At 72.0% G+C, this 12380-nt stretch carries 9 protein-coding genes; 5 read left to right on the top strand and 4 right to left on the bottom strand.

Going from position 1 to position 12380, the window contains the following annotated elements:
* Positions 1–126: 126 nt before the first annotated feature.
* A complete protein-coding gene (locus T9R20_RS01070; RefSeq protein ID WP_322410721.1) occupies positions 127–2283 on the top strand; it encodes a DEAD/DEAH box helicase in 2157 nt (718 codons plus the stop codon).
* 152 nt (positions 2284–2435) lie between these two features.
* On the opposite strand, the gene T9R20_RS01075 is transcribed toward T9R20_RS01070, so the two are convergent.
* Positions 2436–3560 (bottom strand): Rv2578c family radical SAM protein, encoded by a 1125-nt coding sequence (locus T9R20_RS01075; protein WP_322410722.1) that lies wholly within the window; start codon positions 3558–3560, stop codon positions 2436–2438.
* Positions 3561–3669: 109 nt separating this feature from the next.
* Here T9R20_RS01075 and T9R20_RS01080 point away from each other — a divergent pair, with 109 nt between their 5' ends.
* The 3 genes from T9R20_RS01080 to T9R20_RS01090 all read left to right on the top strand — a co-directional run bounded on the left by T9R20_RS01080 (position 3670) and on the right by T9R20_RS01090 (position 7066).
* Positions 3670–4830, top strand: a complete 1161-nt coding sequence (locus T9R20_RS01080) for a M15 family metallopeptidase (RefSeq protein WP_322410723.1) — start codon at positions 3670–3672, stop codon at positions 4828–4830.
* 160 nt (positions 4831–4990) lie between these two features.
* The gene (locus T9R20_RS01085; protein WP_322410724.1) at positions 4991–5737 is read left to right on the top strand and encodes a bacteriorhodopsin; all 747 of its coding nucleotides are present in this window, start codon (positions 4991–4993) and stop codon (positions 5735–5737) included.
* A 165-nt stretch (positions 5738–5902) separates the two neighbouring features.
* On the top strand, positions 5903–7066 hold the full coding sequence (locus T9R20_RS01090; RefSeq protein WP_322410725.1) for an acyl-CoA dehydrogenase family protein: 1164 nt from the start codon (positions 5903–5905) through the stop codon (positions 7064–7066).
* Between the two features lie 321 nt (positions 7067–7387).
* On the opposite strand, the gene T9R20_RS01095 is transcribed toward T9R20_RS01090, so the two are convergent.
* Entirely contained in the window at positions 7388–8227 is an 840-nt protein-coding gene (locus T9R20_RS01095) for an energy-coupling factor transporter transmembrane component T (protein WP_322410726.1), read from the bottom strand.
* Positions 8224–10125 carry an ABC transporter ATP-binding protein gene (locus tag T9R20_RS01100; RefSeq protein WP_322410727.1) on the bottom strand — a complete coding sequence of 634 codons (1902 nt, stop codon included), beginning with the start codon at positions 10123–10125 and terminating at the stop codon, positions 8224–8226. The genes T9R20_RS01095 and T9R20_RS01100 overlap by 4 nt, the downstream gene beginning before the upstream one ends.
* Before the next feature lie 274 nt (positions 10126–10399).
* Between T9R20_RS01100 and T9R20_RS01105 the strand changes: the two genes are divergently transcribed.
* Positions 10400–11755 carry a D-alanyl-D-alanine carboxypeptidase gene (locus T9R20_RS01105; RefSeq protein ID WP_322410728.1) on the top strand — a complete coding sequence of 452 codons (1356 nt, stop codon included), beginning with the start codon at positions 10400–10402 and terminating at the stop codon, positions 11753–11755.
* On the opposite strand, the gene T9R20_RS01110 is transcribed toward T9R20_RS01105, so the two are convergent.
* Complete coding sequence (locus T9R20_RS01110) at positions 11731–12333, bottom strand: ECF transporter S component (RefSeq protein WP_322410729.1); 603 nt, start codon at positions 12331–12333, stop codon at positions 11731–11733. The genes T9R20_RS01105 and T9R20_RS01110 overlap by 25 nt on opposite strands.
* Positions 12334–12380 lie beyond the last annotated feature (47 nt).

The raw sequence follows: 12380 nt of genomic DNA on the forward strand, positions 1-12380 counted from the left end.
TCCCGCGCCCTCTGCCATCGCGAGCCGGCGCTTCACCTCACAGGAATGGCCCCCGGCCGGCGATTGCCCGGGTTGCTCGAGCATGTCCTCGAGCGCTGTTCTCGTGCGAGCACGAAGGACCCCATCATGAGCCCGAAGAACAAGAAGCCCGCCGGCGGACGCCCGGCGCGAAACTACGACCCGCGGTACGCAGCGGGCGCCAGCTACCAGGACCGCAAGCGGCGGCCCGCCGACGGCGCCGCCGGCGGCGGAGCGAAGGCCGGCGGGACGAAGGCCGGCAGCCGCAGCCCCGGTCACCGTGGGTACCGCGCGAACGACGCCGCCGACAACCGCTCCGGTGGCTCGCGCGAATGGGTCGCCCGCGAGGCGAGCGAGCCCAAGCGTCGCTGGAGCGCGCAGGAGAAGGCGGGGCGCGATGAAGCCCGCTCCATCCGCTCGCAGGCGCGCGGCGACCGCGGCTCGTACGCCCGCTCGGCTGAGGATCGTCCCGCTCGCCGTTACGACGGCGGCGATCGTCCGCAGCGCCGGTTCGAGGATGACCGTCCGCAACGCCGTTTCGACGGCGGCGACCGCTCGCAGCGCCGGTTCGAGAACGACCGCCCCGTTCGCCGGAACGACGACCGTCCCGCTCGCCGCTTCGATGGCGACGACCGTCCCGCTCGCCGTTACGAGGGTGGTGACCGTCCGCAGCGTCGATTCGAGGATGACCGTCCGCAGCGTCGTTTCGACGGCGCTGACCGTCCGCAGCGTCGCTTCGAGGATCGCGCGCCGCGCCGCGATGACGATCGCCCGGCCCGCCGCACCGACGACCGCCCGGCGCGCCGCTTCGACGAGCGTCCGCCCCGCGCCGGCGACGAGCGTCCCGCTCGCCGCCACGACGACCGGCCCCAGCGTCGTACGGACGACCGGCCGAAGCATCGCTTCGACGACCGACCGGCTCGTCGTCACGACGACGAGCGCCCGGCTCGCCGCTTCGACGACCGGCCGCAGCGACGCACCGACGACCGCCCCGCGCGCACGGCGCACGCCGAGGCGCAGCTGGACGTCGTCCACGAGCGCCTGCAGGCAGAGGCGGTCGAGGCGCACGAGGTCGAGAACATCGGCTTCGGAGACCTCGGTCTCGGCCAGAACATCGTGACCCGTCTGGAAGAGCTCGGCGCCTCGTCGCCCTTCCCGATCCAGGCGGCGACCATTCCGCCGATCATCCAGGGCCGTGACGTGCTGGCACGCGGTCGCACCGGCTCGGGCAAGACCATCGCGTTCGGCGCACCGCTCGTCGAGGCGATCCTGCGCGCACAGGCCGGGCAGAAGCGTCAGCAGGGTCGTGCGCCGCAGGCGCTGATCCTCGCGCCGACCCGCGAGCTCGCCCTGCAGATCGACCGCACGGTGCAGGCGCTCGCGCGCAGCGTCGGTCTCTTCACCACCCAGATCTACGGCGGCGTGCCGCAGGCACGTCAGGTCGGGGCGCTCCGCAAGGGCGTCGACATCATCGTGGGCACCCCCGGCCGCATTGAAGACCTCGTGGAACAGGGCAAGCTCGACCTCTCGCAGGTGAAGATCGCCGTCCTCGACGAGGCCGACCACATGTGCGAGCTGGGCTTCCTCGAGCCGGTGCAGCGCATCCTCCGCCTGACGGCCGACGGATCGCAGAAGCTCCTCTTCTCCGCGACCCTCGACCGTGAGGTCGCGGCGCTCGTCGAGGAGTTCCTGGTCGAGCCGGCCGTCTACGAGGTCGCCGGCGAGGACCAGGACTCCAGCACCATCGAGCACCGCGTGCTCGTGATCGACCACCGCGACAAGGCCGAGATCGTCACCTCCCTCGCCGACCGGGACGGCAAGACCCTCGTCTTCGCGCGTACCCGCGCGTACGCCGAGATGCTCGCCGAGCAGCTCGACGACGCCGGCATCCCGGCACTGGCGCTGCACGGCGACCTGAACCAGGGCAAGCGCACACGCAACCTCGAGCGTCTGACCTCGGGTCGAGTGCGGGTGCTCGTCGCGACCGACGTCGCCGCCCGCGGCATCCATGTCGACGACATCGACCTCGTGGTCCAGGCGGACGCACCGGACGAATACAAGACGTACCTGCACCGCTCGGGCCGCACCGGCCGCGCGGGGCGTGCCGGGACCGTGGTCACCCTCGTGACCCGTCAGCGTCGTCGTCGCATGTCGGAGCTGCTGAGTCGCGCCGAGATCGATGCGCCGTTCGAAGAGGCGCGTCCTGGCGACGAGGTCGTCGAGGCCCTCGCGGGTCGCCCGACGGTCGCCGACCTCACCTCCTGACGCTGCTCCCTCGCGGGTACGTTCTCACGGCCCCGGCTGAGCGTCGAACCACCCCATCCGCGACGAGCCACCCTGCATCCCAGGGTGGCTCGTCGCGATTCGGGTGGCTCGGAGCGCGCCCGGCGCCGCGGGCTCACGTTCAGAAGAACCGCTCAGAAGAGAGTGGGCGGCGCCGCCGCGCGCCGCCCGCGCGACGTCGTCATCACCGACGCGGCCAGCCGCGCACGGTCGGCGGCCTCGTGCGGGAGCGGTGCACTCCCCGTCCCCGGGCTCCCCGCCAACCCCGTGTACCGAGCGGCGCGCGGATGCGCGTCATCCTCCGCTCCGCCCTCCAGGCGATACGCGCGAAGGAGCGGACGCACCCGGCGTGCGAGCCAGGTGCGGTAGGCCTTCGGTGCGGTCGCCGAGACCCCCGGATACAACCCCCGGTACGACGACACCAGTTCCGGATGCTCGCGCGCCAGCCACTGCAGGAACCACTCCTTCGCCCCCGGTCTCAGGTGCAGGGCGCCGTAGACGACGCGCGTCGCGCCCGCGTCGCGGATGCGGCGGAGAGCCTCGTCGATCGCGGCGATCGAGTCCGTCAGGTGCGGCAAGATCGGCATGAGGAACACCGTCACCGAGAATCCCGCATCCACCGCCGCACGCACGGTGTCGAGCCGCGCCGCCGCGCTCGGCGTCCCCGGCTCGAGCGCGGCCTGCAGACCGTCGTCGAAGACGGCGATCGACATCGCCAGGGTGATCGGGACGGATGCCGCGGCCTCGGCCAGCAGCGGCAGATCGCGTCGGAGCAGCGTGCCCTTCGTCAGGATCGAGAACGGCGTCCCCGATGCCGTCAGGGCGTCGACGATCCCAGGCATCAGGCGGTAGCGCCCCTCGGCTCGCTGGTACGGGTCGGTGTTGGTGCCCAGCTGCACGGGGTCGCGAAGCCACGTCGGTTTGGCGAGCTCGCGTCGCAGCACATCGACGGCGTTGATCTTGACGACGATCTGCGAGTCGAAGTCCTTGCCCGCATCCAGCTCGAGGTACTCGTGGGTTCCCCGGGCGAAGCAATAGGAGCACGCATGACTGCAGCCGCGGTAGGGGTTGATCGTCCAGTCGAAGGGCATCGCCGACGATCCCGGCACGCGGTTCAGGGCGGACTTCGCCATGACCTCGTGGAACGTGATACCCGCGAACTCGGGTGTGGTCACCGACCGCACCAGACCATTGAGGTACTCCAGGCCGGGCAGCGCCGCGGCATCCGCCACTCCCAACTGCTGCCCCTGCCATCGCATGCATCAAGGGGAACACGTCTTCGAATGTCTGTCAAGGTCGGATGACCGCATTATCGAAGGCCCGCCGACCGGACTGGCCACCGGACGCGCAGCCGGGAAGAATGAGGGGGTGCAGGCGCCCGTCCCTCACACTCCTCCCCTCACCCGTCGCGAAGCCAGAGAGCGCGCGCGGGTGCTCGGTGCTGCGCCGACGCGGGCGGATCACGCGGTCCCGGCGCGGCGCGCATCCTCTCTCGGCGGACCGGGTGTGCCGCTCGCCCGGCACGTGCGCCGGCGCCATCGCCGGTGGACGTCGATCCCGGTCGCGGCAGCTGTCGTCGCGGCGTTCGTCCTCGGCTCCAGCGCCAGCGTCACCGCCGCCGTCGCCGGTCTCACCCCCGAGCCGCCACCCCCCACGGTCGCCGCGCCCGAGACATCCGAGCCCCCGACTCCGCTGAGCGCCCTCATCGCCCCGGCGACCGCCGCGCCCACCCCGCCGCCGCTCGCGCCCGTGCCGGCCACCGATCTTCCTCCCGCGCAGCCGGTCGAGCAGCAGGTCGCCGGCCAAGACCTGTGCGCGAACCCGGCGGTGACGTCCGCGCTGGCGGCGCAGGACGAGGCGGCCGTCATCGCCGCCGTCGGCGGTGCCCTGCCGTTCCGCGACGCGATCGTCACGGGCACCGCAGCGTGCCTGCGCCTGGACGACCCGACCCTCAGCTGGGTGGTCGTCAACAAGATCCGCCCCTTCGCCCCGGTCGACTGGGCTCCCGCCTCGGTGGTCTTCCCCGAGGGTGTCCGCAACCTCGGCGAGGGCGCGCTCGCACCCGACGCCGCCTCCGCCCTCACGGCGATGGTGACGGCCGCCGCCGCGGCGGGCGTCGGCGAGATCGGGCTGCAAAGCGCCTACCGCTCCTATACGACCCAGCAGACGTCGTACGGCGTGCAGGTCGCCGACCGCGGCACCGAGGGCGCCGACCTCGTCAGTGCCCGGCCCGGGCACAGCGAGCATCAGTCGGGTCTCGCCGCGGACGTCGTGCCCTGCGCGGACGGAGCGTGCGGCACCCTCGACGACCTCGCTGCCACGCCGCAGGGCGCCTGGGTGGCCGCTCACGCGTGGGAGTTCGGCTGGATCGTGCGCTATCAGGAGGGCCGGACGGATGTCACGGGCTACGCGCCCGAGCCGTGGCACCTGCGCTACGTCGGGACCGACCTCGCGCGGGCGATGCATGAAAACGGCTTCACAACTTTAGAGGAGTTCTTCGGCCTTCCGGCCGCTCCCACCTACGGGTAGCCGACGATCCCTCGCGATCGAGAGACCTTTACTATGCTTTGGCCCCGATGTCAAATCACGGTCCTAGCCTGAACACAGGCGCTGTCCCGGCACCTCTCAGCACCGGCCGACACCGACGTTGAGCCCTCGGCTTCCCCGCCGCCGTTGTTCAGGAGTCGTCATGGATTTCTCCCTCGTGCAGTCGTTCTTCATGCTCGGTTTCGTCGCGATGGCGGCCGGCACGTTCTGGTTCTTCATGGAGCGAGGTGATCTCAAACCCGAGTACCGGTCGGTGGCCAGCTATGCGGCCGTCATCACCTTCGTCGCCGCCATTCTCTACTACGTCATGAAGGACGTCGTGCAGTTCCCCGGTGGTGACATCACCGCGGCCGAGGTCGACGCCACGCTCCCGCTCCGGTACATCGACTGGCTGATCACCACCCCGCTCCTGCTGGTGGAGTTCGGCCTCATCCTCGCGATCGCCGGCGCCGTCCGCCGCGGATTCGTCACGCAGCTGATCATCGCCGACATCATCATGATCGTCTTCGGCTACCTCGGCGAGGTCGGCGTCCCCGGATCGGCGTCCAACTGGATCTTCTTCATCATCTCGGTGCTCGCCTGGTTGTACATCGTCTACCTGATCTTCACGGTGAAGGTGCCCGACGGTGCCCCCGCTCACGTGCGCGGTGCCCTGCAGGTGATGCGGCTCTTCGTGGTCATCGGCTGGTCGATCTACCCGCTCGGCACCGCCATCCAGGAGCTCATCGAGCTCGGCGGCGGCGACGCCGCAGTCGCCATCAGCATCGCCGCGGTGATCTACGTCATCGCCGACGTCCTCAACAAGGTCGGGTTCGGCCTGGTCGCCGTCCGCGCCGCGAAGAAGAGCAGTGTCGACGTCGTCGACGCGGCGCCCGGCGGCCGGCTCTGACCGTGTGAGACCGGCAACCCGGAGTGCCCCGCGACCTGGCGCGGGGCACTCCGTCGTGCGCGGCCGGGCCGCGGCATCCGTCCTCTTCTGAAACTGAGTACCCTTGCTCGTGACACTGAGGGTCGGCGTGACCCGCACTCGACGACGAGAGAGGGAGGCTCGCTCATGGAGCGCGACATCTACGACGAGGACCACGAGGCGTTCCGCGACGTCGTCAAGGAGTTCTGCAAGCGCTACGTCACCAACGAAAAGCGAGAGAAGTGGGATGCCGACGGGCAGATCGATCGCGAGACGCTGCGCGCCGCGGGTGACGCCGGTGTGATGGGACTCTCGGTCCCCGAGGAGTACGGCGGCGCCGGGATGCTGCAGGACTACCGTTTCCGCGCGATCGTCAACGAAGAGGTCATCGCCGCGGGTGCCGGGTCGCTCGCGGGCGCCTTCGGCATCCAGGACGACCTCGCCGTGCCCTACCTCGTGCACATGGGCACCGACGCCCAGAAGCAGAAGTGGCTGCCGGGCATGGCGACCGGCGAGATCATCGGCGCCCTCGCCATGAGCGAGCCGGGTGCCGGTAGCGACCTGCGCGGCATCTCGACCACCGCGAAGAAGGTCGACGGCGGGTACCTCGTCAACGGGGCGAAGACGTTCATCTCCAGCGGCGCGAGCGCCGATGTCGTGGTCACCTTCGTCAAGACGGGGGAGGGAAATCGCCCCGAGGCGTTCAGCCTGCTGCTCATCGAGACCTCGTCGGAGGGCTTCGACCACGGCAAGAAGCTGCAGAAGATGGGCTTCCACGGCCACGACACCGCCGAGCTGTCCTTCACCGACGTGTTCGTGCCCGAGGAGAACCTCATCAGCGGCACCGAGGGGCAGGGCTTCATCCAGCTGATGATGAACCTGCCGCTCGAGCGCCTGTCCATCGGCGTCGCGGGGGCGGCGGCCGCGCAGGCGGCGCTGGACTGGACCCTCGACTACACCCGCAGCCGCGAGGCGTTCGGGCAGCGGATCATCGACTTCCAGAACTCCCGCTTCCAGATGGCGGATGTCGCCACCACCGTCGACGCCCTCTGGGCGTACATCGACCGGGCCCTGCTGGCGTACCGCGACGGCAAGCTCAGCGCGGAAGAGGCGGCGAAGGTGAAGTTCTGGGCGACCGAGCGCGAATGGGACGTGCTCGACGCCTGCGTGCAGCTGCACGGCGGGTACGGCTACATCACCGAGTACCCGATCGCCCGCGCGTTCCTCGACGCGCGCGTGCACCGCATCTACGGCGGCACGAACGAGATCATGCGCGAGATCGTGGGGCGGCAGCTCGCCGGCAAGCGCTGAGGCGCGGCATCCCTCTTCGCCGGGCATTGGCTCCCCTTGCCGCGCCGCGCCCAGGGCCGGCCGCGCCGCTCGCCGCGGCCCGCCTGTGCCCGAGGCTGACCGCCTCGCCTCGCTCCGCCCGCCCCGCCCTTCCGGTCACAGAGTCGCGCGAAGGTCACAGCATTCGCGCGAAAGCTGCGATATACGCGTGATTCTGTGACGCACGTCGGGGGAGGTGGCTCGCTGCGGCGCGGGCGCGGGCACGGGCCGCACGGGCGCGCGCCGCACCGGCGCGCGAGGGAGGCGCGAAGGCGAGACTCGCCGCCGGCCGGATGACCGCCGTCAGCGAGCGAGCGGGGCGGCGAACAGCACGGCGCTCGCGACCCAGAACGCCAGGGTGAACACCGTGTCGCGGGGGCGCCACGGCACGAGGTTCCGCTCGGTGCGGTCGGGGTAGGCGCCGAAGGCGCGGGAGTCCATCGCGAGCGCCACCCGCTCGGCGTGCCGGATCGCGCCGGCCAGGAGCGGGACGACGTACCCGATCCACCGGCGGAGTGCGGCGAAGGGCCCCCGCCCACCGTGCGCGCCGCGCACGCGATGCGCCTGGCGGATGACGTCGAGTTCGTAGCCGAAGCGGGGCACGAACCGGAACGCCGCGAGTGCGGTGTATCCGATCCGGTACGGCACCCGCAGCTGCTGCACCATGGCGCGGACGAGGTCGGGGCCGGTGACCGACAGCCCGGCGATGAGGGCGAGCGAGACGATGGCCGCGATCCGAAGGCCCGTGGCGACGCCCACCTCGAGGGCTCCGCCGTAGAGGGTCCAGTCGCCGATCCGCCAGACCGCGACGCTCTGGTCGACGCGCTCCGGGTCGGTCCACAGGGCGAAGCTCAGCGCCAGCACCGCGGCGAACGCGGGAACGGCGAGGAGGAACCCGACGAGCCGCGGGGTGAAGCGCACCCCGATGAGCAGCACCGCGTAGGCCAGCAGCAGGAAGGCGGCCGGGGTCGCGGCATCCCTCACGAAAACCAGCCCCAGCATGGCCGGTGCCGGCGCGAGGAGCGACGCGAGCGGATTGATGCCGTACAGGAAGCGGAGCGGCGACGCCTCGACGCGATCGGCGTACGGGTCGAACCGGCCGCGGGTCGCCTGGGCCGCGGTGACGGGCCCGGTGACCGTCATGGCGCACCGCCGGGAAGGTCGGCCAGGCGGGTGACCCGACGGAGGGACGGATGCCGCTGAAGCGCCGTCATCGCGCGGGCGAGCGGGGGCGCGGCGAGGCCGGTGGACCCGAGCAGGGCCAGGTCGGAGAGGATGTCGGCGGGCGCGCCTGCGGCGCGGATGCGCCCGTCGTCGACCACCACGACACGGTCGGCGTGCTCGGCGACCAGCTGCATGTCGTGCGAGACGACGAGCACCGTCGTGCCGTCGGCGTTCAGATCCGCGAGGAGAGTGAGGAGCTCGTCGGCGCGCGCACGGTCCTGACCGAAGGTGGGCTCGTCGAGGGCCAGCACCGGTGCACCCGTCACGAGCGCCGTGGCGACGGAGAGGCGGCGCTTCTGCCCGCCCGAGAGGAGGAACGGGTGGGTGGCGGCTTTGTCAGACAGGCCGAAGCGGGCGAGGATCCCGGCGGTCCGCGCGCCGACCTCGTCGTCGGGAAGGCGCTGGAGGCGCAGCCCGTGCGCGACCTCGTCGAACACGCTGCGGGTGATGAACTGGTGCTCGGGGTTCTGGAAGACGAAGCCCACGCGGCGCGCGAGGGTGCGGATGTCGGCGCGGGCGACATCCGTTCCGCCGACCGTGACGGTCCCCCTCGGGGGACGGATGACGCCGGCGACCGCCTGCAGCAGCGTGGTCTTGCCGGCGCCGTTGGCGCCGACGATGGCGACGAACTCGCCCGCGGCGACGTCGAGGTCGACGCCGTGCAGGATCTCGGTGCCGCCGCGGCGGACTGTGAGGTTTCGCACCTCGACGGCAGGGGTGGGTGCGGGTGCGGTCGTGGGGCGCGCGCCGCGCGCGGCGCCGGCTGGGCCGGGCTCGCGGTCGAGGCGAGGAGATTCGGCCGAGACGCGGACGTTCGACGCGGAGAAGTCCGCGTCCGGGCCGATCGTACGCGCCTCGAGGGGGGAGGAGGGCGGAAGCGGGGACGCGGAGGATGCGGTGAAGGGGGACGCGAGAGCGGGGGCGGCGTCGAGCGCGGCGGTCAGCTCGGCGGGGGTCAGGGGGAGCGGGTCGAGGGCGTACCCTGCGGCGCGGAGCCGCAGCGCGGCGAGGGTCGAGACCGGGAGCCAGACCCCCATCTCGTGGAGCTCATGCGCGCGGGTGCGCAGCACGTGGTCGGTCGATCCGTCGGCGAAGAGCCGCCCCTCGGCGTCGAGGACGACGACCCGGTTGACCAGGTCGACGGCGGCGTCGAGGTTGTGCTCGACGAGCAGGATCGCCCGGTCGCCCGCGGCGACGATCTCGGCGAGGGCGGCGTAGACCTCGTCGATCCCCCGCGGGTCGAGGTTCGCCGTCGGCTCGTCGAGGACCAGCAGCGGTGATCCGAGGGCCAGGGCGCAGGCGATCGCGAGTCGCTGGCGGCCGCCGCCGGAGAGCCGGTCGGGGTTCTCGCGACGTCGCTCCCACAGGCCGACGCGGCGCAGCGCCGCCTCGGCGCGCCCGAGCACCTCGCCGACCGGCAGGCGCAGGTTCTCGGGCCCGAACGCGACCTCGTCGAGGAGGGTGCCGGTGACGAGCTGGGCGTCCGGGTCCTGGAAGACCATCCCGACCCGGGTGCTGAGCGTCGACACGGGGGTGGCGGCGACGTCGAGGCCGTCGACGTCGAGGTCGCCGACGACCGTGGCGGGGATCGCCTGCGGAATCAGACCGTTCAGCGCAAGGGTGAGCGTCGACTTGCCCGAACCGCTGGGCCCCAGCAGCAGCACCACCTCGCCCGGTGCGACGTCGAGGGTCGCGGCCGCGGGCGTCGCGACATCCGCTCCCTCGTGGGTGATCGCGACGTCCCGAGCCCGGAGGAGGCGCGGGCCGGCGGCCCGCGCCGTGCGCGGAGCGGCCTGGTCGCGGGGGTGGGCGGGCATGGGTCCTCGATCACTCGGTACCCCCAACTTAGCCTGCCCTAACCTCGCCCGGCGGGGCGGTCTCTCGACGTCGAGCGCAGCCCCGGGGCGCTGGTTGCCGGCACGTCGTGTCCCGAACTCCTGCAGGTGTGCGCGCGGCGCGGTCCAAAACCCCGGACCGGGGCGCTGCGCGCCGAATCTGCAGGAGTTCGGGACGCGACACCCCGCGACTCCCGTCTCGGGCCTCGCGCTTTCCCGCGCGACGAGGTAAGCATGAGGGGCTGAAGGAGGAGCAGTGACGACGGAGCTGGACGAGCCGGGCGGTTTCGCCGACTTCGACGCCCTCGTGCGCGACGCCGCACGGGCACCCGAGGGACTGGCCGACGTCGATCCCCGGCGCCGCCGGCGGCGGCGCTGGATCGGCTGGACGGTCGCCCTGGTGATCCTCGCCCTCGTGATCGGCGGACCGACGGCATACGTGACCTGGGCGCTGACCGCGCCGCTCCCGGCCGCCTCGGCGTCCTTTACCGAGCCGGCCGTCCCGGTCACCGCCGCCGCGACGCTCTCGCTCCCCGCCCAGGGGTCGTCGGCCATCAGCGTCGCCGGCGGGAACGAGTATCTCGGCGCGGAGGCGGCCGGCATCTGGGCGACCTCCGGCCCGCAGGAGCCGGCCGCGATGGCGAGCATCACCAAGCTCATCACCGCGCTCGTCGTGCTCGACGCCCACCCGCTCGCGAGCCCCGAGGACCAGGGTCCGACCCTCTGGTTCGACGGCGCCGACGAGGATCTCTATGACACCTACTACGTGCAGAACGTCACGATCGCGCCGATGCCGGCGGGCAGTTCGATGACCCTCCGCGGCGCGCTCGCCACGATGCTCATCCCGTCGGCCAGCAACTACGCCGACGTGGTCTCGACCTGGGCCTTCGGGTCACGGGCCGGCTTCGTCGCGGCGGCCCGCGCCTGGCTCGACGGCCACGGCCTCGCCCAGACCACCGTGGTCGACCCGACGGGCATCAGCCCCCGGAACACCAGCACTCCCGCCGACCTCATCGCGCTCGGGCGCATCGCCGCGGCGCACCCCGACATCGCGGCGATCGTCGACACCCCGTCGGCGACGATCGGCAGCGCGGGCATCGTCAACAACACCAACGGTCTGCTCGGCACCGCCGGCATCACCGGTCTCAAGACCGGCAACCTCGGCGCCGGCACATTCGCCTTCCTGTACACCTCGCGGCTCGACGTCGGCGTGGGCACACCGCTCGCGGTCGTCGGCGTGATGCTCGGGGGTCAATCCCGCGAGTCGGTCAACGGCGACGTGCTGCGGCTGCTCGGGAGCATCCAGGAAGGCTTCCACGACGTGCCCCTGGTGACCGCCGGTCAGCAGCTCGGAGACGTCACGGCCCCGTGGGGTGGGGCGGCGCGCGTGGTGACCGCGTCGGCCGCAGACATCCGCACCTGGTCGGACACGCCGATCACGGTGACCTCCGACATCCGAACCCCCGAGACTTACGTCGACGGCGAGGTGATCGGCTCGATCACCTGGACCGCGGGGCCGCGGACGGCGACCGTCGACGTCGTGATCGAGGGCGAGATCGAACCGCCCACCGAGTGGTGGCGGCTGACTCACCCCTCCGAGCTGGGCGGCTGAGCCTTGGGGGCCGGGGCCGGGGCGGGAAGCGGCGCGACCGGCGGTCTCACCCCCGCGCGGCGCAGTGCGCGACCGATGCCGAGCCCGACCGCGGTCCAGGCGATCGGGCCAATGACGAAGAGGGCGACGTAGACCACCTGCTGCCACTGGCGGAACTGCGTCACATCGGCGGCGAACCAGATCGCCGCGCCGATCACCACGCCCACGACCACCGCCGACACGAAGAAGCGCCAAGGCTCCCATCGGCGATAACTCGTGAGGGCGGCGACCCCCTCCTGCAGCAGACCGATCAGGATCGCCGTCCCGATGTAGCGCCCGATCCACACCGGCACGACGGCACTCGCCACGAGCGCGGCGATGACATGCGTGAGCAGCGCGACCCAGGGCTGGCGCAGGAGCTCCTGCGCGATCACTCCGGGAAGGACATGGATGCCGAGGACGAGGCCGTACAGGATCGGCCAGGCCGCCACGATCACGCCGCTGAGGGCTCCGGCGCCGGCCTGCAGCACGCCCGTCGCCACGCCGATCGCCGCGCACGTCAGAAGCACGCGAGTCGTCAGGGGCGCGGGTCGGGCCACCCCTCCAGCGTACGGCGGATCTCATCGAGTTCTCATCTGGAATGCGT

It is taken from the genome of Microbacterium invictum, assembly GCF_034421375.1.
GTDB classification, from domain to species: domain Bacteria; phylum Actinomycetota; class Actinomycetes; order Actinomycetales; family Microbacteriaceae; genus Microbacterium; species Microbacterium invictum_A.

Excerpts from the sequence above, each read along its gene's own strand:
- T9R20_RS01100 (WP_322410727.1), bottom strand. The coding sequence starts at position 10,125 with ATGCCCGCCCACCCCCGCGACCAGGCCGCTCCGCGCACGGCGCGGGCC.
- T9R20_RS01085 (WP_322410724.1), top strand. The coding sequence starts at position 4,991 with ATGGATTTCTCCCTCGTGCAGTCGTTCTTCATGCTCGGTTTCGTCGCG.
- T9R20_RS01070 (WP_322410721.1), top strand. The coding sequence starts at position 127 with ATGAGCCCGAAGAACAAGAAGCCCGCCGGCGGACGCCCGGCGCGAAAC.
- T9R20_RS01075 (WP_322410722.1), bottom strand. The coding sequence starts at position 3,560 with ATGCGATGGCAGGGGCAGCAGTTGGGAGTGGCGGATGCCGCGGCGCTG.
- T9R20_RS01090 (WP_322410725.1), top strand. The coding sequence starts at position 5,903 with ATGGAGCGCGACATCTACGACGAGGACCACGAGGCGTTCCGCGACGTC.
- T9R20_RS01095 (WP_322410726.1), bottom strand. The coding sequence starts at position 8,227 with ATGACGGTCACCGGGCCCGTCACCGCGGCCCAGGCGACCCGCGGCCGG.